This is a genomic window from Pseudomonas sp. ABC1, assembly GCF_013395055.1.
GTDB lineage: Bacteria > Pseudomonadota > Gammaproteobacteria > Pseudomonadales > Pseudomonadaceae > Stutzerimonas.
Map to the genome: position 1 here is coordinate 2,741,814 of NZ_CP058349.1, position 23,396 is coordinate 2,765,209.

34 protein-coding genes are annotated in these 23,396 nt (G+C 57.4%); 33 read left to right on the forward strand and 1 reads right to left on the reverse strand.

Annotated elements, in window-relative coordinates:
• Positions 1 to 20 precede the first annotated feature (20 nt).
• The 33 genes from rpoC (at position 21) to rplQ (ending at position 22,473) form a co-directional block, all read left to right on the forward strand.
• Complete coding sequence (gene rpoC, locus HW090_RS11990; protein ID WP_179113748.1) at positions 21 to 4,220, forward strand: DNA-directed RNA polymerase subunit beta'; 4,200 nt, start codon at positions 21 to 23, stop codon at positions 4,218 to 4,220.
• 138 nt (positions 4,221 to 4,358) lie between these two features.
• Entirely contained in the window at positions 4,359 to 4,730 is a 372-nt protein-coding gene (rpsL, locus tag HW090_RS11995; RefSeq protein ID WP_025240342.1) for a 30S ribosomal protein S12, read from the forward strand.
• 94 nt (positions 4,731 to 4,824) lie between these two features.
• Entirely contained in the window at positions 4,825 to 5,295 is a 471-nt protein-coding gene (gene rpsG, locus HW090_RS12000; RefSeq protein WP_021217015.1) for a 30S ribosomal protein S7, read from the forward strand.
• Between the two features lie 30 nt (positions 5,296 to 5,325).
• The gene (gene fusA, locus HW090_RS12005) at positions 5,326 to 7,431 is read left to right on the forward strand and encodes an elongation factor G (RefSeq protein ID WP_179113749.1); all 2,106 of its coding nucleotides are present in this window, start codon (positions 5,326 to 5,328) and stop codon (positions 7,429 to 7,431) included.
• A 30-nt stretch (positions 7,432 to 7,461) separates the two neighbouring features.
• The gene (gene tuf, locus HW090_RS12010) at positions 7,462 to 8,655 is read left to right on the forward strand and encodes an elongation factor Tu (RefSeq protein WP_179113742.1); all 1,194 of its coding nucleotides are present in this window, start codon (positions 7,462 to 7,464) and stop codon (positions 8,653 to 8,655) included.
• A 151-nt stretch (positions 8,656 to 8,806) separates the two neighbouring features.
• Positions 8,807 to 9,118 carry a 30S ribosomal protein S10 gene (rpsJ, locus tag HW090_RS12015; RefSeq protein WP_003103876.1) on the forward strand — a complete coding sequence of 104 codons (312 nt, stop codon included), beginning with the start codon at positions 8,807 to 8,809 and terminating at the stop codon, positions 9,116 to 9,118.
• Between the two features lie 80 nt (positions 9,119 to 9,198).
• Entirely contained in the window at positions 9,199 to 9,834 is a 636-nt protein-coding gene (gene rplC / locus HW090_RS12020; protein ID WP_131186034.1) for a 50S ribosomal protein L3, read from the forward strand.
• 12 nt (positions 9,835 to 9,846) lie between these two features.
• On the forward strand, positions 9,847 to 10,449 hold the full coding sequence (rplD, locus tag HW090_RS12025) for a 50S ribosomal protein L4 (RefSeq protein ID WP_179113750.1): 603 nt from the start codon (positions 9,847 to 9,849) through the stop codon (positions 10,447 to 10,449).
• Complete coding sequence (rplW, locus tag HW090_RS12030; RefSeq protein WP_179113751.1) at positions 10,446 to 10,745, forward strand: 50S ribosomal protein L23; 300 nt, start codon at positions 10,446 to 10,448, stop codon at positions 10,743 to 10,745. The genes rplD and rplW overlap by 4 nt, the downstream gene beginning before the upstream one ends.
• A 14-nt stretch (positions 10,746 to 10,759) precedes the next feature.
• The gene (rplB, locus tag HW090_RS12035) at positions 10,760 to 11,581 is read left to right on the forward strand and encodes a 50S ribosomal protein L2 (protein WP_179113752.1); all 822 of its coding nucleotides are present in this window, start codon (positions 10,760 to 10,762) and stop codon (positions 11,579 to 11,581) included.
• Between the two features lie 16 nt (positions 11,582 to 11,597).
• Positions 11,598 to 11,873 (forward strand): 30S ribosomal protein S19, encoded by a 276-nt coding sequence (gene rpsS, locus HW090_RS12040; protein WP_131186030.1) that lies wholly within the window; start codon positions 11,598 to 11,600, stop codon positions 11,871 to 11,873.
• 13 nt (positions 11,874 to 11,886) lie between these two features.
• The gene (gene rplV / locus HW090_RS12045) at positions 11,887 to 12,219 is read left to right on the forward strand and encodes a 50S ribosomal protein L22 (protein ID WP_003304070.1); all 333 of its coding nucleotides are present in this window, start codon (positions 11,887 to 11,889) and stop codon (positions 12,217 to 12,219) included.
• Between the two features lie 13 nt (positions 12,220 to 12,232).
• Positions 12,233 to 12,919 carry a 30S ribosomal protein S3 gene (gene rpsC / locus HW090_RS12050; RefSeq protein ID WP_179113753.1) on the forward strand — a complete coding sequence of 229 codons (687 nt, stop codon included), beginning with the start codon at positions 12,233 to 12,235 and terminating at the stop codon, positions 12,917 to 12,919.
• A gap of 12 nt (positions 12,920 to 12,931) precedes the next feature.
• On the forward strand, positions 12,932 to 13,345 hold the full coding sequence (rplP, locus tag HW090_RS12055; RefSeq protein ID WP_028238758.1) for a 50S ribosomal protein L16: 414 nt from the start codon (positions 12,932 to 12,934) through the stop codon (positions 13,343 to 13,345).
• Entirely contained in the window at positions 13,345 to 13,536 is a 192-nt protein-coding gene (rpmC, locus tag HW090_RS12060; RefSeq protein WP_179113754.1) for a 50S ribosomal protein L29, read from the forward strand. Before rplP ends, rpmC begins: the two co-directional genes overlap by 1 nt.
• 2 nt (positions 13,537 to 13,538) lie before the next feature.
• Entirely contained in the window at positions 13,539 to 13,805 is a 267-nt protein-coding gene (rpsQ, locus tag HW090_RS12065; protein WP_179113755.1) for a 30S ribosomal protein S17, read from the forward strand.
• A 23-nt stretch (positions 13,806 to 13,828) separates the two neighbouring features.
• Entirely contained in the window at positions 13,829 to 14,197 is a 369-nt protein-coding gene (gene rplN / locus HW090_RS12070; protein WP_003281831.1) for a 50S ribosomal protein L14, read from the forward strand.
• A gap of 11 nt (positions 14,198 to 14,208) precedes the next feature.
• Positions 14,209 to 14,523: a 50S ribosomal protein L24 gene (gene rplX, locus HW090_RS12075; RefSeq protein WP_179113756.1), complete on the forward strand. Its 315-nt coding sequence runs from the start codon at positions 14,209 to 14,211 to the stop codon at positions 14,521 to 14,523.
• Between the two features lie 19 nt (positions 14,524 to 14,542).
• Complete coding sequence (rplE, locus tag HW090_RS12080; RefSeq protein WP_179113757.1) at positions 14,543 to 15,082, forward strand: 50S ribosomal protein L5; 540 nt, start codon at positions 14,543 to 14,545, stop codon at positions 15,080 to 15,082.
• Positions 15,083 to 15,095: 13 nt separating this feature from the next.
• Positions 15,096 to 15,401 (forward strand): 30S ribosomal protein S14, encoded by a 306-nt coding sequence (rpsN, locus tag HW090_RS12085; protein WP_179113758.1) that lies wholly within the window; start codon positions 15,096 to 15,098, stop codon positions 15,399 to 15,401.
• A 179-nt stretch (positions 15,402 to 15,580) separates the two neighbouring features.
• Positions 15,581 to 15,973, forward strand: coding sequence for a 30S ribosomal protein S8 (gene rpsH / locus HW090_RS12090; protein WP_131186023.1), 393 nt, complete (start codon positions 15,581 to 15,583; stop codon positions 15,971 to 15,973).
• A gap of 13 nt (positions 15,974 to 15,986) precedes the next feature.
• Positions 15,987 to 16,520, forward strand: a complete 534-nt coding sequence (rplF, locus tag HW090_RS12095; protein WP_179114904.1) for a 50S ribosomal protein L6 — start codon at positions 15,987 to 15,989, stop codon at positions 16,518 to 16,520.
• Between the two features lie 11 nt (positions 16,521 to 16,531).
• The gene (gene rplR / locus HW090_RS12100; protein ID WP_179113759.1) at positions 16,532 to 16,882 is read left to right on the forward strand and encodes a 50S ribosomal protein L18; all 351 of its coding nucleotides are present in this window, start codon (positions 16,532 to 16,534) and stop codon (positions 16,880 to 16,882) included.
• Positions 16,883 to 16,885: 3 nt separating this feature from the next.
• Positions 16,886 to 17,386 carry a 30S ribosomal protein S5 gene (gene rpsE / locus HW090_RS12105; RefSeq protein ID WP_131186020.1) on the forward strand — a complete coding sequence of 167 codons (501 nt, stop codon included), beginning with the start codon at positions 16,886 to 16,888 and terminating at the stop codon, positions 17,384 to 17,386.
• Positions 17,387 to 17,388: 2 nt separating this feature from the next.
• Positions 17,389 to 17,571: a 50S ribosomal protein L30 gene (gene rpmD / locus HW090_RS12110; RefSeq protein ID WP_084339561.1), complete on the forward strand. Its 183-nt coding sequence runs from the start codon at positions 17,389 to 17,391 to the stop codon at positions 17,569 to 17,571.
• A gap of 3 nt (positions 17,572 to 17,574) precedes the next feature.
• Complete coding sequence (gene rplO / locus HW090_RS12115) at positions 17,575 to 18,009, forward strand: 50S ribosomal protein L15 (protein ID WP_179113760.1); 435 nt, start codon at positions 17,575 to 17,577, stop codon at positions 18,007 to 18,009.
• The gene (gene secY, locus HW090_RS12120) at positions 18,010 to 19,338 is read left to right on the forward strand and encodes a preprotein translocase subunit SecY (protein ID WP_179113761.1); all 1,329 of its coding nucleotides are present in this window, start codon (positions 18,010 to 18,012) and stop codon (positions 19,336 to 19,338) included.
• Between the two features lie 30 nt (positions 19,339 to 19,368).
• On the forward strand, positions 19,369 to 19,485 hold the full coding sequence (rpmJ, locus tag HW090_RS12125) for a 50S ribosomal protein L36 (protein ID WP_003281814.1): 117 nt from the start codon (positions 19,369 to 19,371) through the stop codon (positions 19,483 to 19,485).
• A 130-nt stretch (positions 19,486 to 19,615) separates the two neighbouring features.
• Complete coding sequence (gene rpsM / locus HW090_RS12130; RefSeq protein WP_003289190.1) at positions 19,616 to 19,972, forward strand: 30S ribosomal protein S13; 357 nt, start codon at positions 19,616 to 19,618, stop codon at positions 19,970 to 19,972.
• 18 nt (positions 19,973 to 19,990) lie between these two features.
• Positions 19,991 to 20,380, forward strand: a complete 390-nt coding sequence (rpsK, locus tag HW090_RS12135) for a 30S ribosomal protein S11 (protein ID WP_003093689.1) — start codon at positions 19,991 to 19,993, stop codon at positions 20,378 to 20,380.
• A gap of 17 nt (positions 20,381 to 20,397) precedes the next feature.
• Positions 20,398 to 21,018, forward strand: coding sequence for a 30S ribosomal protein S4 (gene rpsD / locus HW090_RS12140; RefSeq protein WP_179113762.1), 621 nt, complete (start codon positions 20,398 to 20,400; stop codon positions 21,016 to 21,018).
• A 22-nt stretch (positions 21,019 to 21,040) separates the two neighbouring features.
• A complete protein-coding gene (locus HW090_RS12145) occupies positions 21,041 to 22,042 on the forward strand; it encodes a DNA-directed RNA polymerase subunit alpha (protein ID WP_179113763.1) in 1,002 nt (333 codons plus the stop codon).
• A 44-nt stretch (positions 22,043 to 22,086) separates the two neighbouring features.
• Positions 22,087 to 22,473, forward strand: coding sequence for a 50S ribosomal protein L17 (gene rplQ, locus HW090_RS12150; RefSeq protein WP_179113764.1), 387 nt, complete (start codon positions 22,087 to 22,089; stop codon positions 22,471 to 22,473).
• A gap of 90 nt (positions 22,474 to 22,563) precedes the next feature.
• On the opposite strand, the gene HW090_RS12155 is transcribed toward rplQ, so the two are convergent.
• Positions 22,564 to 23,274, reverse strand: a complete 711-nt coding sequence (locus HW090_RS12155) for a 4'-phosphopantetheinyl transferase (RefSeq protein WP_179113765.1) — start codon at positions 23,272 to 23,274, stop codon at positions 22,564 to 22,566.
• Positions 23,275 to 23,396: the final 122 nt, after the last annotated feature.

The window sequence follows — 23,396 nt, forward strand, 5'->3', positions numbered from 1 at the left end:
GTCCGTGAGGAGGAAAGGCCTTGAAAGACTTGCTGAATCTGCTGAAAAACCAGGGTCAAATCGAAGAGTTCGATGCCATCAAGATTGCCCTGGCGTCGCCCGAGATGATCCGTTCCTGGTCTTTCGGTGAAGTCAAAAAACCGGAAACCATCAATTACCGTACCTTCAAGCCCGAGCGCGATGGTCTGTTCTGCGCCAAGATCTTTGGCCCGGTCAAGGACTACGAGTGCCTGTGCGGCAAGTACAAGCGCCTCAAGCACCGTGGTGTGATCTGCGAGAAGTGTGGCGTTGAAGTCGCGCTGGCCAAGGTTCGCCGCGAGCGCATGGCGCACATCGAACTGGCTTCGCCCGTCGCCCACATCTGGTTCCTGAAGTCGCTGCCGTCCCGTATCGGCCTGCTGCTGGACATGACTCTGCGTGATATCGAGCGCGTGCTCTATTTCGAGAGCTATGTCGTGATCAATCCGGGTATGACTACCCTGGAAAAAGGCCAGTTGCTCAACGACGAGCAGTATTTCGAAGCGCTTGAAGAGTTCGGCGACGATTTCGATGCCCGCATGGGCGCCGAGGCCGTGCGCGAGCTGCTGCATGAAATCGACCTGGAACACGAGATCGGTCGCCTGCGCGAAGAGATTCCGCAGACCAACTCGGAAACCAAGATCAAGAAGCTGTCCAAGCGTCTGAAACTGATGGAAGCCTTCCATGGCTCGGGCAACTTGCCTGAGTGGATGGTACTGACCGTTCTGCCGGTTCTGCCGCCGGATCTGCGCCCGCTGGTTCCGCTGGACGGTGGCCGTTTCGCGACGTCCGATCTCAACGATCTGTATCGCCGCGTGATCAACCGTAACAACCGCCTGAAGCGCCTGCTCGATCTGTCCGCGCCGGACATCATCGTGCGCAACGAAAAGCGCATGCTGCAGGAAGCGGTCGATGCGCTGCTCGACAACGGTCGTCGCGGTCGCGCCATCACTGGCTCGAACAAGCGTCCGCTGAAGTCCCTGGCCGACATGATCAAGGGTAAGCAAGGTCGCTTCCGTCAGAACCTGCTCGGTAAGCGCGTGGACTACTCCGGTCGTTCCGTGATTACCGTAGGTCCGACCCTGCGTCTGCACCAGTGCGGTCTGCCGAAGAAAATGGCCCTCGAGCTGTTCAAGCCGTTCATTTTCGGCAAGCTCGAAGCCCGCGGCATGGCGACCACCATCAAGGCTGCCAAGAAGATGGTCGAGCGCGAGCTGCCCGAGGTCTGGGACGTTCTCGCAGAAGTCATCCGCGAACATCCCGTGCTGCTGAACCGTGCACCGACCCTGCACCGTCTGGGTATCCAGGCGTTCGAGCCGGTTCTCATCGAAGGTAAAGCGATCCAGCTGCACCCGCTGGTCTGCGCCGCGTATAACGCCGACTTCGACGGTGACCAGATGGCCGTTCACGTGCCGCTGACGCTGGAAGCTCAGCTCGAAGCGCGCGCGCTGATGATGTCGACCAACAACATCCTCTCGCCAGCCAACGGCGAGCCGATCATCGTTCCGTCGCAGGACGTGGTTCTGGGTCTGTACTACATGACCCGTGAAGCCATCAATGCCAAGGGCGAAGGTCGCGTCTTCGCTGACCTGCAGGAAGTCGACCGTGTCTTCCGTGCCGGCCAGGCCTCGCTGCATGCACGTGTCAAGGTGCGTATCAACGAAGTGGTCAAGGATCGGGACGGCAGCATTGCCCGCAACACCCGTATCGTCGACACCACCATCGGCCGTGCGCTGCTGTTCCAGATCGTGCCGGACGGCCTGTCGTTCGACGTGGTCAACCAGCCGATGAAGAAGAAGGCGATCTCCAAGCTGATCAACCAGTGCTACCGCACCGTTGGGCTGAAAGATACCGTCATCTTCGCTGACCAGCTGATGTACACCGGTTTCGCCTACTCCACCATTTCCGGCGTTTCCATCGGTGTGAACGACTTCGTCATTCCGGACGAAAAGGCGCGCATCATCGATGCGGCTACCGAGGAAGTGAAGGAAATCGAATCGCAGTACGCCTCGGGCCTGGTTACTCAGGGCGAGAAGTACAACAAGGTGATCGACCTCTGGTCGAAGGCCAACGATGAAGTGTCCAAGGCGATGATGGCCAACCTCTCGAAAGAGAAGGTCATCGATCGTGAGGGCAAGGAGGCCGAGCAGGACTCCTTCAACTCCATGTACATGATGGCTGACTCCGGCGCTCGTGGTTCTGCTGCGCAGATTCGCCAGCTGGCCGGTATGCGCGGCCTGATGGCCAAGCCGGACGGCTCGATCATCGAGACGCCGATCACCGCGAACTTCCGTGAAGGCCTGAACGTACTGCAGTACTTCATCTCCACTCACGGTGCGCGTAAGGGTCTGGCTGATACCGCTCTGAAAACCGCGAACTCCGGTTACCTGACCCGTCGTCTGGTGGATGTCGCCCAGGATCTGGTCGTCACCGAGATCGATTGCGGCACCGAGCAGGGCCTGCACATGACGCCGCACATCGAAGGTGGCGACGTGGTCGAGCCGCTGGGTGAGCGCGTGCTGGGTCGTGTGATTGCGAAAGACGTGTTCAAGCCGGGCACCGAAGAAGTCATCGTGCCGGCCGGCACGCTGATCGATGAGCAGTGGGTCGATTTCATCGAGCTGAATACCATCGACGAAGTGACCGTTCGCTCTCCGATCACTTGCGAAACCCGTTATGGCATCTGCGCCAAGTGCTATGGTCGCGACCTGGCTCGTGGTCATCAGGTGAATATCGGTGAGGCTGTCGGTGTCATCGCCGCCCAGTCGATTGGTGAGCCGGGTACCCAGCTCACCATGCGTACCTTCCACATCGGTGGTGCGGCGAGCCGGACCTCTGCGGTCGACAACGTCCTGGTGAAGAACGGCGGTATCATCCGTCTGCACAACCTCAAGCACGTCGAGCGTCTCGATGGCGCCCTGGTTGCCGTCTCCCGCTCCGGCGAGCTGGCTGTTGCCGACGAATTCGGTCGTGAACGTGAGCGCTACAAGCTGCCGTACGGTGCCGTTATTTCCGTCAAGGAAGGCGACAAGGTCGAGGCGGGTGCGGTCGTTGCCAAATGGGACCCGCACACCCACCCGATCGTCACCGAGATGAAGGGTACCGTGACCTTCGTGGGGATGGAGGAGAACATCACCATCAAGCGTCAGACCGACGAACTCACGGGTTTGACCAACATCGAAGTGATGGACCCGAAAGACCGTCCGGCCGCTGGCAAGGACATCCGTCCGGCGATCAAGATGGTCGATGCCAATGGCAAGGAGCTGCTGCTGCCGGGTACTGATGTGCCTGCACAGTACTTCCTGCCGGCGAACGCCCTGGTCGGTGTCGCGGATGGTGCGGAAATCAACGTGGGTGACGTCATCGCACGTATCCCGCAAGAGACGTCCAAGACTCGCGACATCACCGGTGGTCTGCCGCGCGTTGCCGACCTGTTCGAAGCGCGTCGTCCGAAAGAGCCTTCCATCCTGGCGGAAATCAGCGGCACCATTTCCTTCGGCAAGGAAACCAAGGGCAAGCGCCGCCTGGTCATTACTCCGACCGATGGTAGCGATCCGTACGAAGAGCTGATCCCGAAATGGCGTCACCTCAACGTCTTCGAGGGTGAGCAGGTCAACCGTGGTGAGGTTATCTCCGACGGCCCGAGCAACCCGCATGACATCCTGCGCCTGCTGGGCGTCAGCGCACTGGCTCGTTATATCGTCAACGAGATCCAGGACGTCTACCGCCTGCAAGGTGTGAAGATCAACGACAAGCACATTGAAACCATCTTGCGCCAGATGCTGCGCAAGGTCGAAGTGAGCGAGTCGGGCGACTCGAGCTTCATCAAGGGCGACCAGGTCGAGCTGACCCACGTTCTGGAAGAGAACGAGCAACTGGGTACGGAAGACAAGTTCGTCGCCAAGTATGTTCGCGTGCTGCTGGGTATCACCAAGGCCTCGCTGTCCACCGAGTCCTTCATCTCGGCGGCGTCCTTCCAGGAAACCACTCGCGTCCTCACCGAGGCTGCGGTTACTGGGAAGCGTGACTACCTGCGCGGTCTGAAAGAGAACGTCGTGGTCGGTCGTCTGATTCCGGCCGGTACGGGCCTGGCTTACCACAGCGAACGCAAGCGTCGCCGTGAAATCGAGAAGCCTGTACGGGTGAGTGCCGATGAGGTCGAAGCGGCACTGACCGAGGCGCTGAACTCCAGCGCCAACTGATTGCGGAGGCCCGCCGATGGCGGGTGTCTGCCTTGACGGTGTACGGGAAGCTCTTTAGACTCTCGTACCCCTAATTTGGCGGGGCGTTTTGCCCTGCCATTTTTCGTTTGTGTCGAAAGACAACAGTGGAGCTAGTAGATGGCAACTATCAACCAGCTGGTACGTCAGCCGCGTAAGCGCGTCGTCGAGAAAAGCGACGTCCCTGCGCTGCAGAACTGCCCGCAACGTCGTGGCGTGTGTACTCGCGTATACACCACCACGCCCAAGAAACCGAACTCTGCACTGCGTAAAGTCTGCCGTGTTCGCCTGACCAATGGCTTCGAAGTCGCCTCGTACATCGGCGGTGAAGGCCACAACCTGCAAGAGCACAGTGTCGTGCTGATCCGTGGCGGTCGTGTAAAAGACCTTCCGGGTGTGCGCTATCACACCGTTCGCGGTTCCCTGGATACCTCGGGTGTCAAGGATCGTAAGCAGGGCCGTTCCAAGTACGGTACCAAGCGTCCGAAGTAAGCAACATATCCATTTATTTGAGTCGATAAGAGTAAGGTCGGGCGTGCTGTGTTCACTGTCCCGAGCTACCTGAAGACCGTTTGAGGGCTTATCAATGCCAAGACGTCGTGTAGCAGCCAAACGCGAGATTCTGGATGATCCGAAGTACGGAAGCCAGATCCTCGCCAAGTTCATGAACCACGTGATGGAAAGCGGCAAGAAGGCCGTGGCCGAGCGCATCGTTTACGGTGCACTGGACACAGTCAAAACCCGCAAGAACACCGATCCTCTGGAAATCTTCGAAAAAGCACTCGACGCCATCGCTCCGCTGGTCGAAGTGAAGTCCCGCCGCGTAGGTGGTGCGACTTACCAGGTTCCGGTCGAAGTTCGTCCTTCCCGTCGTAACGCGCTGGCAATGCGCTGGCTGGTAGACTCCGCGCGCAAACGCGGCGAGAAATCCATGGCTCTGCGCCTGGCTGGTGAGTTGCTGGATGCCTTCGAAGGCAAAGGCGCCGCAGTCAAGAAGCGTGAAGACGTGCATCGCATGGCTGAGGCTAACAAGGCCTTCTCGCACTACCGCTTCTGATTTCAGCGAAACTAACCTTGCGAGGGCTTTATGGCTCGTACTACACCGATCAACCTTTACCGCAACATTGGTATCTGTGCGCACGTGGACGCGGGTAAAACCACGACCACCGAGCGCGTGCTGTTCTATACCGGTGTCAACCACAAGATGGGTGAAACCCATGATGGTGCTTCGACCACCGACTGGATGGTGCAGGAGCAGGAGCGCGGTATTACCATCACTTCCGCGGCCGTCACTGCCTTCTGGCAGGGTTCGCAGAAGCAGTACAAGAACCACCGTGTCAATGTGATCGATACCCCCGGTCACGTTGACTTCACCATTGAAGTGGAGCGCTCCCTGCGCGTGCTCGATGGTGCGGTTGTGGTCTTCTGTGGTACTTCCGGCGTTGAGCCGCAGTCCGAAACTGTATGGCGTCAGGCCAACAAGTACGGTGTGCCGCGTATCGTCTACGTGAACAAGATGGACCGTCAGGGTGCCAACTTCCTGCGCGTTGTCGAGCAGATCAAGAAGCGCCTGGGCCACACTCCGGTTCCTCTGCAGCTGCAGATCGGCTCCGAAGAAAACTTCGTCGGTCAGGTCGACCTGCTGCGCATGAAGGCCATCTACTGGAATGACGAAGACAAGGGTACGACCTTCCGCGAGGAAGAGATCCCTGCCGAGCTCCAGGATCAAGCTGAAGAGTATCGCTCCAATATGGTCGAGGCTGCTGCCGAAGCCAACGAGGAGTTGATGAACAAGTACCTGGAAGAGGGTGAGCTGACCGTCGAAGAGATCAAGGCAGGTCTGCGTCAGCGGACTATTGCTGGCGAGATCGTTCCGGCTGTTCTGGGTTCTTCCTTCAAGAACAAGGGTGTTCCCCTGGTTCTCGATGCTGTGATCGACTTCCTGCCTGCGCCGACCGATATTCCTCCGATCCAGGGTGTCAATCCGGATAACGAGGAGCAGTCTGACGAGCGTATCGCTTCCGACGAAGCTCCGTTCTCTGCGCTGGCCTTCAAGATCGCGACCGACCCCTTCGTGGGTACGCTGACCTTCGCTCGGGTTTATTCCGGCGTCCTGGCTTCCGGCGACTCCGTGATCAACTCGGTCAAGGGCAAGAAAGAGCGCGTTGGTCGTATGGTGCAGATGCACGCCAACCAGCGTGAAGAGATCAAGGAAGTGCGCGCGGGCGACATCGCTGCGCTGATCGGCATGAAGGATGTCACCACGGGCGATACCCTGTGCGATACCGACAAGCCAATCATCCTTGAGCGCATGGACTTCCCGGAGCCGGTCATTTCGGTGGCTGTCGAGCCGAAGACCAAGGCCGACCAGGAGAAAATGGGTATTGCGCTGGGTCGTCTGGCTCAGGAAGACCCGTCCTTCCGCGTCAAGACTGACGAAGAAACCGGTCAGACCATCATTTCCGGTATGGGCGAGCTGCACCTGGACATCCTTGTCGACCGTATGCGTCGCGAGTTCAATGTCGAGGCGAATATCGGCAAGCCGCAGGTTTCCTACCGCGAGAAGATCACCAAGACCAATGTCGAAATCGAAGGCAAGTTCGTTCGTCAGTCCGGTGGTCGTGGTCAGTTCGGGCATTGCTGGATTCGCTTCTCGCCTGCTGATGAGGGCGAAGAAGGGCTGATCTTCACCAGTGAAGTGGTAGGTGGTGTGGTTCCGAAGGAATACATCCCGGCTATCCAGAAAGGCATCGAAGAGCAGATGAAGAACGGCGTTGTCGCTGGCTATCCGCTCCTCGGTCTGAAGGCAGTCGTATTCGATGGTTCTTACCATGACGTCGACTCCAACGAGATGGCGTTCAAGATCGCTGCCTCCATGGCGACCAAGCAACTGGCCCAGAAGGGCGGTGGCGTGGTTCTCGAGCCGATCATGAAGGTCGAAGTGGTGACTCCAGAGGACTACATGGGTGACGTGATGGGTGACCTGAACCGTCGTCGTGGTCTGATCCAGGGGATGGAAGATTCGGTTTCGGGTAAAGTTATCCGTGCCGAGGTTCCGCTGGGCGAGATGTTCGGTTATGCGACCGACGTTCGTTCCATGTCCCAGGGTCGCGCCAGCTACTCCATGGAATTCTCCAAATACTCCGAAGCTCCGTCGAACATCGTCGAAGCACTGGTTAAAAAACAAGGCTAATCCAGCCCTTTAGGCAAGAGGTTCACTGTCGTGGCTAAAGAAAAATTCGAACGTAACAAACCGCACGTCAACGTTGGCACCATTGGTCACGTTGACCATGGCAAAACCACTCTGACCGCTGCTCTGACTCGCGTCTGCTCCGAAGTGTTCGGTTCGGCCAAGGTCGACTTCGACAAGATCGATAGCGCTCCGGAAGAGAAGGCTCGCGGTATCACCATCAACACTGCGCACGTAGAGTACGACTCCAACATTCGTCACTACGCGCACGTTGACTGCCCGGGTCACGCCGACTACGTGAAGAACATGATCACCGGTGCTGCCCAGATGGACGGCGCGATCCTGGTTTGCTCGGCTGCTGACGGCCCTATGCCGCAGACTCGTGAGCACATCCTGCTGTCCCGTCAGGTAGGTGTTCCTTACATCGTTGTGTTCCTGAACAAGGCTGACGTTGTTGACGACGCCGAGCTGCTGGAACTGGTCGAAATGGAAGTTCGTGACCTGCTGAGCACTTACGACTTCCCGGGTGATGACACTCCGATCATCATCGGTTCCGCTCTGATGGCCCTGAACGGCCAGGATGACAACGAGCTGGGTACTACCGCGGTCAAGAAGCTGGTCGAAACATTGGACAGCTACATTCCTGAGCCGGTTCGTGCCATTGATCGTCCGTTCCTGATGCCGATCGAAGACGTGTTCTCGATTTCCGGTCGCGGTACTGTTGTGACTGGTCGTGTGGAGCGCGGTATCGTCAAGATCCAGGAAGAGATCGAGATCGTCGGTCTGCGTCCGACCACCAAGACCACCTGCACCGGTGTCGAGATGTTCCGTAAGCTGCTCGACGAAGGTCGTGCTGGCGAGAACTGCGGCGTACTGCTGCGCGGCACCAAGCGTGATGACGTCGAGCGTGGTCAGGTTCTGGCCAAGCCGGGCACCATCAAGCCGCACACCAAGTTCGAAGCAGAAGTGTACGTTCTGTCCAAAGAAGAGGGTGGTCGTCATACCCCGTTCTTCAAGGGCTACCGTCCGCAGTTCTACTTCCGTACCACTGACGTGACCGGTTCGTGCGAACTGCCGGAAGGCGTTGAGATGGTCATGCCGGGCGACAACGTGAAAATGGTTGTCACCCTGATCAAGCCGATCGCCATGGAAGACGGCCTGCGCTTCGCTATTCGCGAAGGCGGTCGTACCGTTGGTGCTGGCGTGGTTGCCAAGATCGTCGAGTAATCTATCGGCGCTCTGAAAGAGGCCCCTTCGGGGGCCTTTTTCTATTGTTGATCATTTATTGACACCCTATGGGCCCATCCGTACAATTGCGCCTCCTTTTACCCGGCGTATTGCGCCTGGTGAGGATGGCTATTAGGAGTCTGAGGTCAAAATGCAAAACCAACAAATCCGTATTCGGTTGAAGGCTTTTGACCATCGCCTGATCGATCAATCAACCCAGGAAATCGTGGAAACCGCGAAACGTACTGGTGCTCAGGTGCGTGGTCCGATTCCGCTGCCAACTCGCAAAGAACGATTCACGGTTCTGATCTCTCCGCACGTCAACAAAGACGCGCGCGATCAGTATGAAATCCGTACTCATAAGCGTGTGCTGGACATCGTTCAGCCGACGGATAAAACCGTCGATGCGTTGATGAAGCTCGATCTTGCGGCTGGTGTGGAAGTGCAGATCAGCCTCGGCTAAAACCCCGGTTTTAGTCGTGTAACGCTCTGAAATGGGCGGCCATAGCGGGTGAAAGCCCCGTACACATAAGAGGTTTCAAAATGACTATTGGTGTAGTCGGTCGTAAGTGCGGCATGACCCGCATTTTCACCGAAGAAGGTGTCTCGATTCCGGTTACGGTCATCGAGGTTGAGCCGAATCGCGTCACTCAGTTCAAGAATGAAGAGAGCGATGGTTATCTTGCCGTACAGGTGACTGTCGGTGAGCGTCGTGCCTCTCGCGTCAGCAAGGCTCAAGCCGGGCATTTTGCCAAGGCTAACGTTGCAGCTGGCCGTTCCGTCATCGAGTTTCGTCTGGAAGAAGGCGAGTACGCAGTCGGTGATGAGATCAAAGCCGAGATTTTCCAGGCGGGACAGCTGGTCGACGTGACCGGTCAGTCCAAGGGTAAAGGCTTTGCCGGTACCATCAAGCGCTGGAACTTCCGTGGTCAGGACAATACCCACGGTAACTCCGTTTCCCACCGCGTTCCGGGTTCCATTGGCCAATGCCAGACTCCTGGTCGTGTATTCAAGGGCAAGAAAATGTCCGGTCATATGGGCGCCGAGCGCGTGACCGTTCAGTCCCTGGAAATCGTGCGTGTCGATGCAGAACGCAATCTGCTGCTGGTCAAGGGTGCAGTGCCCGGCGCCACTGGCGGTGATGTGCTCGTGCGTCCGGCTGCCAAGGCTCGCGGGTAAGGGGGAGTTCAGATGCAATTGAATGTTAATGGCGCACAAGCCATAGAAGTCTCCGAGCGCACCTTCGGTGGTGAGTTCAACGAGACACTGGTTCACCAGGCTGTCGTCGCCTATATGGCTGGCGGTCGTCAAGGTAGCAAGCAGCAGAAGACCCGTTCCGACGTGGCTGGTGGCGGTAAGCGCCCATGGCGTCAGAAGGGCACTGGCCGTGCTCGTGCCGGTACCACTCGTGGTCCGATCTGGCGTGGCGGTGGTGTGACTTTCGCTGCTCGCCCGCAGAATCATGATCAGAAACTCAACAAGAAGATGTATCGCGCAGCTCTGCGCTCCATTCTTGCTGAGCTGGTTCGTTCCGAACGTCTGGTGGTCGTCGAGAACTTCGCCGTCGAAGCGCCTAAAACCAAGGAGCTTGCCAGCAAGCTTGGTGGTCTGGGTCTGAGCGACGTGCTGATCGTTTCCGATTCCGTAGACGAGAACCTGTATCTGGCAGCGCGCAACCTGCCGCACGTCGATGTTCGTGATGTGCAAGGTTCGGATCCTGTCAGTCTGATCGCCTATGACAAGGTGCTGATCACCGTGTCGGCTGTGAAGAAATTCGAGGAGCTGCTGGGATGAACCAGGAACGCGTATTCAAAGTCCTGCTTGGTCCGCACGTCTCCGAGAAGGCAACCGTGCTGGCTGACAGCAAGAGCCAATTCGTTTTCAAGGTTGCTACCGATGCAACCAAGCTGGAAATCAAGAAGGCCGTCGAAAGCCTGTTCAACGTGAAGGTCGCCAAAGTCTCCACCCTGAATGTTCAGGGCAAGACCAAGCGTACCGCTCGCGGCCTGGGCAAGCGTAACGACTGGAAGAAGGCGTATATCGCTCTTCAGCCAGGTCAGGATCTCGATTTCTCCGGCGCTGCTGAGTAAGGAAGGGGTGCATCATGGCAATCGTTAAATGCAAACCGACTTCCGCGGGCCGCCGTTTCGTGGTCAAAGTGGTAGGTCAGGAGCTGCACAAAGGCGCTCCTTACGCTCCGCTGCTCGAGAAGAAGTCGAAAACTGGCGGCCGTAACAACAACGGTCGTATCACCACTCGTCACGTTGGCGGTGGTCACAAGCAGCACTATCGTCTGGTCGATTTTCGTCGCAACAAGGATGGCATCCCTGCCATCGTCGAGCGCGTAGAGTATGACCCGAACCGTACTGCACACATCGCTCTGCTGAAATATGCGGACGGTGAGCGTCGTTACATCATCGCGCCGAAAGGCGTGAGCGCCGGTGATCAACTGGTGTCCGGTGTCAACGCGCCAATCAAGGCTGGCAACAGTCTGCCGCTGCGCAACATTCCGCTGGGTTCCACCGTTCACGGTATCGAACTGAAGCCGGGCAAAGGTGCACAGATCGCTCGTTCGGCTGGTGCTTCTGCCCAGTTGGTAGCGCGTGAGGGTGCCTATGTAACGCTGCGTCTGCGCTCTGGCGAGATGCGCAAAGTGCTGGCCGAGTGCCGTGCAACGCTGGGCGAGGTCTCGAACTCTGAGCATAGCCTGCGCTCCCTGGGTAAAGCTGGTGCCAAGCGCTGGCGTGGTGTTCGCCCAACCGTTCGCGGTGTGGCGATGAACCCGGTCGATCACCCCCATGGTGGTGGTGAAGGTCGTACCTCGGGCGGTCGTCATCCGGTGTCGCCGTGGGGCTTCCCGACCAAGGGTGCGAAGACCCGGTCGAATAAGCGCACCGATAACATGATTGTCCGTCGTCGCAAGTAATTAGAGGGATACGACAGTGCCGCGTTCTCTGAAAAAAGGTCCTTTTATCGATCTTCACCTATTGAAGAAGGTCGAAGTGGCGGTGGAGAAGGGCGATCGCAAGCCGGTTAAAACCTGGTCTCGCCGTTCAATGATTCTGCCGCAAATGGTCGGTTTGACCATCGCTGTTCACAATGGTCGTCAACATGTCCCGGTTCTCGTGAACGAAGACATGGTCGGTCACAAGCTCGGCGAGTTCGCTGCTACCCGCACCTATCGCGGGCACGTAGCGGACAAGAAAGGCAAGCGCTAAGGGGTAAGGAAAGATGGAAGTAGCCGCTAAGTTGTCGGGCGCTCGCATCTCCGCCCAGAAAGCCCGCCTGGTCGCCGACCAGATCCGCGGGAAGAAGGTGGGCGACGCGCTCAACCTCCTGGCTTTCAGCAGTAAGAAAGCCGCAGAGATCATGAAAAAAGTGCTGGAGTCGGCCGTTGCCAACGCCGAGCACAACGAAGGCGCAGATGTGGATGACCTGAAGGTTTCCACTGTCTTCGTCAACGAGGGGCGTTCGCTTAAGCGCATCATGCCGCGTGCCAAAGGCCGTGCTGATCGCATCGTCAAGCGGTCTTGCCATATCACTGTCAAGGTTGCGGACAAGTAACGGAGTCGATCAGATGGGTCAGAAAGTACATCCCACTGGCATTCGCCTGGGAATCGTCAAGGAGCACACCTCCGTCTGGTACGCAGACGGTCGTAACTACGCCGATTATCTGCTTGCAGATCTGAACGTGCGTGAGTACCTCCAGGACAAACTAAAAAGCGCGTCCGTAAGCCGTATCGACATCGCTCGCCCGGCTCAAACCGCACGCATCACCATCCACACTGCTCGTCCCGGTATCGTTATCGGCAAGAAAGGTGAGGATGTTGAGAAGCTGCGTCAGGACCTGACCAAGCAAATGGGTGTGCCGGTGCACATCAACATCGAAGAGATCCGCAAGCCGGAGCTCGATGCCATGCTGGTTGCACAGAGCGTTGCTCAGCAGCTGGAGCGTCGCGTAATGTTCCGCCGCGCCATGAAGCGCGCCGTACAGAACGCCATGCGCATTGGTGCCAAGGGCATCAAAATCCAGGTCAGTGGTCGTCTGGGTGGGGCTGAAATTGCCCGTACCGAGTGGTATCGCGAAGGTCGTGTGCCCCTGCACACCCTGCGTGCCGATATCGATTACAACACTTACGAAGCGCACACCACTTACGGTGTGATCGGTGTCAAGGTGTGGATCTTCAAAGGCGAGGTCATCGGTGGCCAGCATGAAGAGCTCAAGCCTCAGGCGCCCGCTCCTCGTAAGAAAGCTGCCAAGTAAGGAGTACGCCACATGTTGCAACCAAAGCGTACAAAATTCCGCAAGCAGATGACTGGCCACAACCGTGGTCTGGCTCAGCGCGGTAGCAAGGTCAGCTTCGGCGAGTTCGCGCTGAAGTCCGTTTCCCGTGGTCGCCTGACTGCGCGCCAGATCGAAGCGGCACGTCGTGCCCTTACTCGTCACGTAAAACGTGGCGGCAAGATCTGGATCCGCGTATTCCCCGACAAGCCTGTCACCAAGAAGCCTCTGGAAGTCCGGATGGGTAAAGGTAAGGGTAACGTCGAGTACTGGGTAGCCCAGATTCAGCCGGGCAAGGTGCTCTACGAGATCGAGGGTGTTTCCGAAGAGCTGGCGCGTGAGGCGTTTGCCTTGGCTGCTGCGAAGCTGCCGCTCGCCACCTCCTTTGTTAAGCGGACGGTGATGTGATGAAAGCGAATGAACTTCGTGAAAAATCCGTTCAGCAGCTGAACGAGCAACTGCTCGAGTTGCTGCGCGACCAGTTCAATCTGCGCATGCAGAAGGCAACTGGCCAGTTGGGGCAGTCTCACCTGCTCTCGCAAGTCAAGCGCGATATCGCTCGTGTCAAGACTGTGCTCAACCAGCAGGCAGGTAAGTGATCATGGCTGAAGCTCAGAAAACCGTCCGTACGCTGACCGGTCGTGTTGTCAGCGACAAAATGGACAAGACCATCACCGTTCTGATCGAGCGTCGCGTAAAGCACCCGATCTACGGTAAATACGTGAAGCGTTCGACCAAGCTGCACGCTCATGACGAGACCAACCAGTGCAAGATCGGCGACAAGGTTTCCATCCGCGAAATCCGTCCGCTGGCCAAGACCAAGAACTGGGCACTGGTTGAAGTCCTTGAACGCGCAGTCGAAGTCTAAGGGCTAGGGGTCGGAGAAATTATATGATTCAGACTCAATCCATGCTCGATGTCGCAGACAACAGTGGTGCACGTCGCGTCATGTGCATCAAGGTGCTTGGCGGTTCGCACCGCCGTTATGCTGGCATCGGTGACATCATCAAGGTTACCGTCAAGGAAGCGATTCCTCGTGGCAAGGTCAAGAAAGGCCAGGTAATGACTGCTGTCGTAGTCCGTACCCGTCACGGTGTTCGTCGTCCCGACGGTTCCATCATCCGCTTCGACGGCAACGCTGCTGTTCTCCTGAACAACAAGCAAGAGCCGATCGGCACCCGTATCTTCGGGCCAGTGACGCGTGAGCTTCGTACCGAGAAGTTCATGAAAATCGTCTCGCTCGCCCCAGAAGTGCTGTAAGGAGTCGTCGCATGCAAAAGATTCGTCGCAACGACGAGATCATCGTCATCGCCGGCAAAGACAAGGGCAAGCGTGGCAAGGTGCTGCGGGTTCTCGCTGACGACCGTCTGGTCGTTGGTGGTGTGAACCTGGTCAAGCGCCATACCAAGCCGAACCCGATGTCGGGCGTTCAGGGCGGTATCGTCGAGAAAGAGGCGCCGTTGCACGCCTCCAACGTCGCCATTTTCAACGGTGAAACCAACAAGGCTGATCGCGTTGGCTTCAAGGTAGAAGACGGCAAGAAAATTCGTGTCTTCAAGTCGACCCAGAAATCGGTTGATGCTTGAGGCTGCTAGGTAGATAACCATGGCACGACTAAAAGAGATTTACCGGAAAGAAATCGCGCCCAAGCTGAAGGAAGAACTGAAGCTTGCGAACGTGATGGAAGTCCCGCGCATCACCAAAATCACCCTCAACATGGGTCTTGGCGAAGCCATCGGTGACAAGAAAATCATCGAAAACGCAGTTGCCGACCTTGAGAAAATCACTGGTCAGAAGGTCGTTGTGACCCATGCTCGCAAGTCGATTGCGGGCTTCAAGGTTCGCGAAGGCTGGCCGATTGGTGTCAAGGTCACTCTGCGTAGCGACCGCATGTATGAGTTCCTGGATCGTCTGCTGTCGATCTCCCTGCCTCGGGTCCGCGACTTCCGCGGCCTGAATGCCAAGTCCTTCGATGGTCGTGGCAACTACAGCATGGGCGTGAAAGAGCAGATCATCTTCCCGGAAATCGATTACGACAAAATCGATGCTCTGCGTGGCCTGGACATTACCCTGACCACCACTGCTCGTACGGATGATGAAGGTCGCGCCCTGCTGCGTGCCTTCAAATTCCCGTTCCGCAACTGATCGGAGTAGGAAAATGGCCAAACAAAGCATGAAAAACCGCGAGCTGAAGCGTCAGCAAACGGTTGCCAAGTACGCTCAGAAGCGTGCCGCGCTGAAAGCCACCATCGCTAATCCGAACAGCAGTCCGGAAGAGCGTTGGGAAGCCCAGGTTGCCCTGCAGAAGCAGCCACGTGACGCAAGCGCTTCGCGCCTGCGTAACCGCTGCCGCCTGACTGGCCGTCCGCACGGTGTATATCGCAAGTTCGGTCTTGCGCGCACCAAGCTGCGTGAGGCTGCAATGCGCGGTGACGTGCCGGGCCTGGTGAAAGCCAGCTGGTAATACGGGGGTTGACCCAAAAGGTCTTGTCCTTGTAACAATCAAGCCCCTTATGGGGCTTGATTCGTTTCTGGCGTTCTTCTAGAATGCTCGGCTCGCCCGAGACTCATATTTTTGTGGGTCGATGGTGGGCGAAAGAGCCGTTCAGCGGCTTATTTTTTTGATTTAGGAGCCAAGAGCCCATGAGTATGCAGGACCCGTTAGCGGACATGCTAACTCGTATCCGTAATGCCCAGATGGCCGAAAAGTCCGTCGTAAGCATGCCGTCTTCCAAATTGAAGGTGGCTGTTGCCAACGTTCTTCAAGGTGAAGGCTATATCGCGGGATACGAAGTGAGTGGCGATGCAAAGCCGCAGCTGTCCATCGAGCTGAAGTATTTTGAAGGCCGTCCGGTCATCGAAGAGCTCAAGCGTGTAAGCCGTCCTGGCCTTCGCCAGTACAAGTCTGTCGACCAGTTGCCGAAAGTTCGCGGTGGCCTGGGTGTTTCGATCGTTTCCACCAATAAAGGTGTGATGACGGATCGTGCTGCCCGCGCTGCAGGTGTCGGCGGCGAAGTGCTCTGCACTGTGTTCTAAGGGGGGGATAAGCATGTCTCGCGTTGCTAAGAACCCCGTCAAACTGCCGGCCGGTGTCGAGATCAAGCTCGCAGGTCAGCAACTGTCGGTGAAGGGCGCCAAGGGTGCTCTCGAACTGAATGTTCATTCTTCCGTGGAAGTGACCCAGGAATCTGGCGAGCTGCGTTTTGCTGCGCGTAATGGCGATCAGCAGAATCGCGCCATGGCGGGTACTACCCGTGCCCTGGTGAACAACATGGTAATTGGTGTCAGCCAAGGCTTCGAGCGCAAGCTGCAGCTGGTTGGCGTTGGTTACAAGGCTCAGGCCAAAGGTCAGGTGCTGTCGCTGGCTCTCGGCTTCTCCCATCCGGTGGAGTATGAGCTGCCTGAAGGCATTACCGCTGAAACCCCAAGCCAGACCGATATCCTGATCAAGGGTATCGACAAGCAACTGGTTGGTCAGGTGGCTGCCGACATCCGCGACTTCCGTCGTCCTGAGCCGTATAAAGGCAAAGGCGTGCGTTACGCGGACGAAGTTGTCCGTCGTAAAGAAGCCAAGAAGAAGTAGGGGCCTAGGATATGAGCGACAAAAAAGTTATCCGTCTGCGTCGTGCCCGCAAAGCGCGCCTGAAGATTCGCGAACTCGAAAGCGTGCGTCTCAGCGTCTACCGTTCTTCGCAGCACATTTACGCACAGGTCATTTCGGCCGATGGCGGCAGGGTCCTGGCCAGCGCCTCGACCCTGGACAAAGAACTGCGTGATGGCGCCACTGGCAACATCGACGCTGCCAAGAAGGTTGGTCAACTGGTCGCTGAGCGTGCCAAGGCCGCTGGCGTCACTCAGGTGTCGTTCGACCGTTCTGGCTTCAAGTACCACGGTCGTGTCAAGGCACTGGCTGATGCTGCTCGTGAAGGCGGGCTGGAGTTCTAAGTTATGGCAAATAACGAGCAAAAGCGCGACGAAGGCTACATTGAGAAGCTGGTTCAGGTTAACCGCGTCGCCAAGACTGTAAAAGGTGGTCGTATCTTCACCTTCACCGCGCTGACCGTGGTAGGTGATGGCAAGGGTCGTGTAGGTTTCGGTCGCGGCAAGTCCCGTGAAGTGCCTGCTGCCATTCAGAAGGCTATGGAAGCGGCTCGCCGCAACATGATCCAGGTCGACCTGAACGGCACTACCCTGCAGTACCCGGTGAAGTCCGCTCACGGCGCTTCCAAGGTCTACATGCAGCCTGCCTCCGATGGTACGGGTGTGATCGCCGGTGGTGCCATGCGCGCCATTCTCGAAGTCGCTGGCGTGCAGAACGTCCTGGCCAAGTGCTATGGCTCGACAAACCCGGTGAACGTGGTTAACGCCACATTCAAGGGTCTGAAAGCCATGCAGTCGCCTGAGTCGGTCGCAGCCAAGCGTGGCAAGAGTGTCGAGGAGATTCTCTAACCATGGCTAATGCAACTGTCAAAGTTACCCTGGTCAAAAGCCTGAACGGCCGTTTGGCTAATCACAAGGCTTGCGTCAAGGGTCTCGGCCTGCGTCGCATCGGTCATACCGTTGAAGTTCAGGATACTCCTGAAAATCGCGGCATGATCAACAAGGCCTATTACCTTCTCCGTGTGGAGGGTTGATTCATGCATTTGAACGATCTGCGTTCCGCGCCGGGTGCCCGTCGCGAAAAGCTGCGCCCGGGGCGTGGTATCGGTAGCGGTCTCGGCAAGACCGGTGGCCGTGGTCACAAAGGCCAGACTTCTCGTTCGGGTGGCAAGATCGCTCCCGGTTTCGAGGGTGGTCAACAGCCTCTGCATCGTCGTCTGCCGAAGTTCGGCTTCGTTTCCCTGAAGGCTCTGGATCGCGCCGAGGTTCGTACCTCTGAGCTGGCCAAGGTCGAAGGTGACGTGGTTACTCTGCAGAGCCTGAAAGACGCCAATGTCATCAACCAGAACGTGCTGCGTGTGAAAGTCATGCTGTCGGGTGAGGTTGGTCGTGCGGTGACTCTGAAAGGCATCGCCGCCACCAAAGGTGCGCGTGCGGCTATCGAAGCAGCTGGCGGCAAGTTCGAGGAATAAATGGCTAAGCAAGGTGCTCTCTCCGCGCTGAGTAATGGTGGGCTGTCCGAGCTCTGGGCACGTCTGCGCTTTCTGTTCATGGCGATCATCGTCTATCGAATAGGCGCACACATTCCCGTGCCGGGGATCAACCCCGATAGGCTGGCCGAACTGTTCCGTCAGAACGAAGGGACCATCCTTAGTCTGTTCAACATGTTTTCCGGCGGCGCGCTGGAGCGCATGAGTATCTTTGCACTGGGGATCATGCCGTACATCTCGGCATCGATCATCATGCAGCTCATGACCGCTGTCAGTCCGCAGCTCGAACAGTTGAAGAAAGAGGGTGAGGCCGGGCGTCGCAAGATCAGTCAGTACACGCGGTACGGTACGCTGGTCTTGGCTATCGTTCAGGCTATCGGCATGTCGGTTGGCTTGGCTGGTCAGGGGGTCGCTTTCAGCAATGATTTCGGCTTCTATTTCGTAGCCATCACAACCTTTGTCGCTGGTGCGATGTTCATGATGTGGCTAGGTGAGCAGATCACCGAGCGCGGTGTCGGCAACGGTATCTCGATGCTGATCTTCGCGGGTATCGTCGCTGGATTGCCGGGCGCGCTCGGTCAGTCCTTCGAGTCCGCTCGGCAAGGTGATATCAACATCATCGCCTTGTTGACCATCGGCTTGCTGGCGATCGCCATCATCGGTTTCGTGGTGTTCATCGAGCGTGGTCAGCGGCGCATCGCCGTTCATTACGCCAAGCGTCAGCAGGGCCGCAAGGTTTTCGCTGCGCAGACCAGCCACTTGCCGTTGAAAGTGAACATGGCGGGTGTCATTCCTGCGATTTTCGCCAGCAGCATCCTCTTGTTCCCTGCATCTCTGGGGCAGTGGTTCGGTCAGTCCGAGAATCTGGGCTGGCTGGCGGATGTTTCGCAAGCCATTGCGCCTGGGCAGCCGCTCAATATTCTGTTGTTCAGTGCCGGTATCATTTTCTTCTGCTTCTTCTATACGGCGTTGATGTTCAACCCGAAGGATGTCGCAGAGAATCTGAAGAAGTCTGGTGCATTTATCCCGGGGATTCGTCCTGGTGAGCAGTCGGCGCGCTACATCGATGGCGTTCTGACCCGCTTGACCATGTTCGGTGCCCTCTACATGACAGCCGTTTGTCTGTTGCCTCAGTTCCTTGTGGTTGCAGCCAATGTGCCGTTCTACCTTGGTGGGACCTCGTTGCTGATCGTGGTTGTGGTTGTAATGGACTTCATGTCCCAAGTGCAATCTCACCTGGTATCGCACCAGTACGATTCCCTCATGAAGAAAGCCAACCTGAAGGGATACGGCGGCGGAATGCTCCGCTGATCGTGGTCCGTAAGGTTAGAGGAGTTGGTGATGAAAGTTCGTGCATCGGTTAAGAAGCTGTGCCGTAACTGCAAGATCATCCGTCGCGACGGCGTCGTGCGAGTGATCTGCAGTGCAGAGCCGCGTCACAAACAGCGCCAAGGCTGATTGTGCATAAAGCGTGAAACCCGGTAGCTAGTGCGCTGCCGGGTTGAATATTTGTTATTACAGCGTTAATATCTCGCGCCCTTTTCTTGGCTTCCGGGGCGTAGGTAGCTGTCAATTGGAGTTTCACTGAATGGCCCGTATTGCAGGCGTAAACATTCCGGATAACAAGCACACTGTTATCTCGCTGACCTACATCTACGGTGTTGGTCGCACTCGCGCACAGGAAATCTGTGCTGCTACCGGTGTGAATCCGGCAGCGAAAATCAAGGATCTTTCGGACGAGCAGGTCGAACTGCTGCGTGGCGAAGTCGGCAAGTTCATCGTTGAAGGTGACCTGCGCCGCGAAGTCAACATGAAGATCAAGCGCTTGATGGACCTGGGTTGCTATCGCGGCCTGCGTCATCGTCGTGGTCTGCCGGTTCGCGGACAGCGTACCAAGACCAACGCGCGTACCCGTAAGGGCCCGCGTAAGCCGATCCGCAAGTAATAGCTCGGGAATCTGATCATGGCAAAACCTGCTGCTCGTCCTCGTAAGAAAGTCAAAAAGACAGTGGTCGATGGGATCGCCCATATCCACGCGTCTTTCAACAATACCATCGTGACCATCACCGACCGTCAGGGCAATGCACTGTCCTGGGCTACCTCGGGTGGTTCGGGGTTCCGTGGCTCGCGCAAGAGCACTCCTTTCGCTGCCCAGGTCGCTGCTGAACGCGCTGGTCAGGCTGCACTGGAGTACGGTCTGAAGAACCTCGACGTCAACGTCAAGGGTCCAGGTCCGGGTCGTGAATCCGCCGTACGTGCATTGAATGCATGTGGCTACAAAATCGCCAGCATCACCGACGTGACGCCGATCCCGCACAACGGGTGCCGTCCGCCGAAGAAGCGCCGCGTGTAATCAGGAGACAGTGAGAAATGGCTCGTTATATTGGTCCCAAATGCAAACTGTCCCGTCGTGAAGGCACTGATCTCTTCCTGAAGAGTGGTGCGCGCGCGCTCGAATCCAAGTGCAACATCGAGACTCCTCCAGGTGCTCACGGCCAGCGCCGTGGTCGTCTGTCGGATTACGGCACCCAGCTCCGCGAGAAGCAAAAAGTTCGCCGTATCTACGGTGTTCTGGAGCGTCAGTTCAGCGGTTACTACAAACTGGCTGCGAGCCGTAAGGGCGCAACCGGTGAGAACCTGCTGCAATTGCTCGAGTGCCGTCTCGACAACGTCGTTTACCGCATGGGCTTCGGTGCCACTCGCGCCGAATCGCGCCAGTTGGTTTCCCACAAAGCGATCAGCGTGAACGGCCAGACCGTCAACGTGCCTTCCTATCAGGTCAAGGCCGGTGATGTTGTCGCTATTCGCGAGAAGAGCCGCAATCAACTGCGTATCACCCAAGCCCTCGAACTGTGCGCTCAGCGCGGTCGCGTTGAATGGGTCGAAGTGGACCTCGACAAGAAATCTGGTGTTTTCAAGAGTGTTCCGGCTCGCAGTGATCTGTCCGCCGACATCAACGAAAACCTGATTGTCGAGCTCTACTCCAAGTAAGGGCTAGAAAATAGGTGTATCCATGCAGAGTTCGGTAAATGAGTTCCTGACCCCCCGCCACATCGATGTGCAGGTGGTCAGTCCGACCCGTGCCAAGATCACGCTCGAGCCCCTCGAGCGTGGCTTTGGCCACACCCTGGGTAACGCGTTGCGTCGTATCCTGCTGTCCTCCATGCCCGGCTGCGCTGTAGTCGAGGCGGAGATCGACGGCGTGCTCCATGAGTACAGCGCCATCGAGGGCGTGCAGGAAGACGTGATCGAAATCCTGCTCAACCTCAAGGGTATCGCCATCAAGCTGCACGGCCGTGATGAAGTGACCTTGAGCCTGGTGAAGAAGGGCGCGGGCGCTGTTACCGCTGCCGATATCCAGCTGGATCACGATGTTGAAATCGTCAATGGCGATCACCTGATCGCCAACCTGGCGGCCAATGGTTCTCTCAACATGAAGCTCAAGGTCGCTCGCGGCCGTGGTTATGAGCCTGCTGATGCGCGCCAGAGCGAAGAAGACGAAACCCGCAGTATCGGTCGTCTTCAGCTCGACGCTACATTCAGCCCGGTTCGCCGCATCGCTTATGTTGTCGAGAACGCACGTGTCGAGCAGCGTACCAACTTGGACAAGCTGATCATCGATCTGGAAACCAACGGCACCCTGGACCCTGAAGAGGCCATCCGTCGTGCCGCGACCATCCTGCAACAGCAACTGGCAGCCTTCGTCGACCTCAAGGGCGACAGCGAACCAGTCGTGGTTGAGCAAGAGGATGAGATCGATCCGATCCTGCTGCGTCCGGTTGATGACCTGGAGCTGACCGTACGTTCGGCCAACTGCCTGAAGGCAGAGAACATCTACTACATCGGTGACCTGATTCAGCGTACCGAAGTAGAGCTGTTGAAAACGCCGAACCTGGGCAAGAAGTCCCTGACTGAAATCAAGGACGTTCTGGCTTCTCGCGGTTTGTCTCTCGGTATGCGCCTGGATAACTGGCCACCGGCAAGTCTCAAGAAGGACGATAAGGCCACTGCCTGATCTCCCCTAGTCACCGAACTATGGTTTGGTAAGGAATTTCAATCATGCGTCATCGTAAAAGTGGCCGTCATCTGAGCCGCACCAGCGCACACCGCAAGGCCATGTTCCAGAACATGGCGGTGTCGCTGTTCGAGCACGAACTGATCAAGACCACCCTGCCCAAGGCCAAGGAACTGCGTCGCGTTGCCGAGCCGCTGATCACCCTGGCTAAAGAAGACAGCGTTGCAAATCGCCGTCTGGCGTTCGACCGCACTCGCTCCAAGGCTGCGGTTGGCAAGCTGTTCAACGATCTGGGCAAGCGCTACGCCACCCGTCAGGGCGGTTACCTGCGCATCCTCAAGTGCGGCTTCCGCGCTGGGGACAATGCACCCATGGCTTACGTCGAGCTGGTTGACCGTCCGGTCAATGGTGAGGTCGTAACCGCCGAGTGATCCTCGCGGATCCCTCTGAAAACCGGGCCATGTGCCCGGTTTTTTATTGCCCGCAATTCTGTAACCAGGCTATCGACACTACTCGGTCTCTCAATGAGGAATGCTGACCAGTGTCAGAACCTGGCTCTCCTCCACGGTGAACTGTCCTTGCAACTCGCTGCCTGCGCGCCATTCCGTCGATAGATCACGCAGCAGTTTCAGCGTTGCGTGCCCATCTTCGCCGACCCAGCTCAGTGCTGCGTCATGGAAATAGAATGGCTGGCCAACCAATGGGTAAAGGGCTTTGAAGAGGCTTTCCTTGAGTGAAAACGCCAGGGTCAGGTGTCTGGCATACACCGCCTGGGGAAGGTCGCTGTAGCGGTCCAGCTCGCTCTGCGTCAGGATCTGTTCCGCCAGGCGGTTCGCGCGTTCGGCCTTGATGAGTTGTTCGCTGTCCACGCCCAGTCCTCGCCAGTGCCGAGACTGCGCGGCCACCGCTGTCGCATGGCCGTGGCTGTGGGTAATGGAGCCTATGCTCGACGGCGGCCAGCAGGGCGAGCGGTCTTCATTGGCTGTGGGGAGATGCCCGCAGCCAGTGGCATTCATCAAGGCCATAAAGGCACAAATGCGCCCTGCGAAGAATTCGGCCTGACGTTTGCGAATACCTTCCGGGCGAGGCAGTCCCCAGCTCTCGAAATCCTCATCCTGTAATTGCTTCGCATCGAAGCGAGCGCTGACCAGGCTGATACCTGGCAGGTGGAATGGTAGAGGCCAGTGGGTTTCCAGCATGCTGCAGAAGGGGGGAATCGGTGGTGTGTTCATGGCCGGTATTCTGGACCGGCACCGTGTGCGACTCAATCTCCATGCAACGTGCTGACCGTTCCTGCGTTTTCCTCCAGATGTGCTGCCGGTAACGTCCGAAAGTTTAGTAGGATCGTTCTTAT

What these genes read in the sequence shown, in the direction of transcription:
- rpsL (WP_025240342.1), top strand. Translation starts at nt 4,359, where the DNA reads ATGGCAACTATCAACCAGCTGGTACGTCAGCCGCGTAAGCGCGTCGTC.
- rpsG (WP_021217015.1), top strand. Translation starts at nt 4,825, where the DNA reads ATGCCAAGACGTCGTGTAGCAGCCAAACGCGAGATTCTGGATGATCCG.
- fusA (WP_179113749.1), top strand. Translation starts at nt 5,326, where the DNA reads ATGGCTCGTACTACACCGATCAACCTTTACCGCAACATTGGTATCTGT.
- rpsJ (WP_003103876.1), top strand. Translation starts at nt 8,807, where the DNA reads ATGCAAAACCAACAAATCCGTATTCGGTTGAAGGCTTTTGACCATCGC.
- rplC (WP_131186034.1), top strand. Translation starts at nt 9,199, where the DNA reads ATGACTATTGGTGTAGTCGGTCGTAAGTGCGGCATGACCCGCATTTTC.
- rplD (WP_179113750.1), top strand. Translation starts at nt 9,847, where the DNA reads ATGCAATTGAATGTTAATGGCGCACAAGCCATAGAAGTCTCCGAGCGC.
- rplW (WP_179113751.1), top strand. Translation starts at nt 10,446, where the DNA reads ATGAACCAGGAACGCGTATTCAAAGTCCTGCTTGGTCCGCACGTCTCC.
- rplB (WP_179113752.1), top strand. Translation starts at nt 10,760, where the DNA reads ATGGCAATCGTTAAATGCAAACCGACTTCCGCGGGCCGCCGTTTCGTG.
- rplV (WP_003304070.1), top strand. Translation starts at nt 11,887, where the DNA reads ATGGAAGTAGCCGCTAAGTTGTCGGGCGCTCGCATCTCCGCCCAGAAA.
- rpsC (WP_179113753.1), top strand. Translation starts at nt 12,233, where the DNA reads ATGGGTCAGAAAGTACATCCCACTGGCATTCGCCTGGGAATCGTCAAG.
- rplP (WP_028238758.1), top strand. Translation starts at nt 12,932, where the DNA reads ATGTTGCAACCAAAGCGTACAAAATTCCGCAAGCAGATGACTGGCCAC.
- rpmC (WP_179113754.1), top strand. Translation starts at nt 13,345, where the DNA reads ATGAAAGCGAATGAACTTCGTGAAAAATCCGTTCAGCAGCTGAACGAG.
- rpsQ (WP_179113755.1), top strand. Translation starts at nt 13,539, where the DNA reads ATGGCTGAAGCTCAGAAAACCGTCCGTACGCTGACCGGTCGTGTTGTC.
- rplN (WP_003281831.1), top strand. Translation starts at nt 13,829, where the DNA reads ATGATTCAGACTCAATCCATGCTCGATGTCGCAGACAACAGTGGTGCA.
- rplX (WP_179113756.1), top strand. Translation starts at nt 14,209, where the DNA reads ATGCAAAAGATTCGTCGCAACGACGAGATCATCGTCATCGCCGGCAAA.
- rplE (WP_179113757.1), top strand. Translation starts at nt 14,543, where the DNA reads ATGGCACGACTAAAAGAGATTTACCGGAAAGAAATCGCGCCCAAGCTG.
- rpsN (WP_179113758.1), top strand. Translation starts at nt 15,096, where the DNA reads ATGGCCAAACAAAGCATGAAAAACCGCGAGCTGAAGCGTCAGCAAACG.
- rpsH (WP_131186023.1), top strand. Translation starts at nt 15,581, where the DNA reads ATGAGTATGCAGGACCCGTTAGCGGACATGCTAACTCGTATCCGTAAT.
- rplF (WP_179114904.1), top strand. Translation starts at nt 15,987, where the DNA reads ATGTCTCGCGTTGCTAAGAACCCCGTCAAACTGCCGGCCGGTGTCGAG.
- rplR (WP_179113759.1), top strand. Translation starts at nt 16,532, where the DNA reads ATGAGCGACAAAAAAGTTATCCGTCTGCGTCGTGCCCGCAAAGCGCGC.
- rpsE (WP_131186020.1), top strand. Translation starts at nt 16,886, where the DNA reads ATGGCAAATAACGAGCAAAAGCGCGACGAAGGCTACATTGAGAAGCTG.
- rpmD (WP_084339561.1), top strand. Translation starts at nt 17,389, where the DNA reads ATGGCTAATGCAACTGTCAAAGTTACCCTGGTCAAAAGCCTGAACGGC.
- rplO (WP_179113760.1), top strand. Translation starts at nt 17,575, where the DNA reads ATGCATTTGAACGATCTGCGTTCCGCGCCGGGTGCCCGTCGCGAAAAG.
- secY (WP_179113761.1), top strand. Translation starts at nt 18,010, where the DNA reads ATGGCTAAGCAAGGTGCTCTCTCCGCGCTGAGTAATGGTGGGCTGTCC.
- rpmJ (WP_003281814.1), top strand. Translation starts at nt 19,369, where the DNA reads ATGAAAGTTCGTGCATCGGTTAAGAAGCTGTGCCGTAACTGCAAGATC.
- rpsM (WP_003289190.1), top strand. Translation starts at nt 19,616, where the DNA reads ATGGCCCGTATTGCAGGCGTAAACATTCCGGATAACAAGCACACTGTT.
- rpsK (WP_003093689.1), top strand. Translation starts at nt 19,991, where the DNA reads ATGGCAAAACCTGCTGCTCGTCCTCGTAAGAAAGTCAAAAAGACAGTG.
- rpsD (WP_179113762.1), top strand. Translation starts at nt 20,398, where the DNA reads ATGGCTCGTTATATTGGTCCCAAATGCAAACTGTCCCGTCGTGAAGGC.
- HW090_RS12145 (WP_179113763.1), top strand. Translation starts at nt 21,041, where the DNA reads ATGCAGAGTTCGGTAAATGAGTTCCTGACCCCCCGCCACATCGATGTG.
- rplQ (WP_179113764.1), top strand. Translation starts at nt 22,087, where the DNA reads ATGCGTCATCGTAAAAGTGGCCGTCATCTGAGCCGCACCAGCGCACAC.
- HW090_RS12155 (WP_179113765.1), bottom strand. Translation starts at nt 23,274, where the DNA reads ATGAACACACCACCGATTCCCCCCTTCTGCAGCATGCTGGAAACCCAC.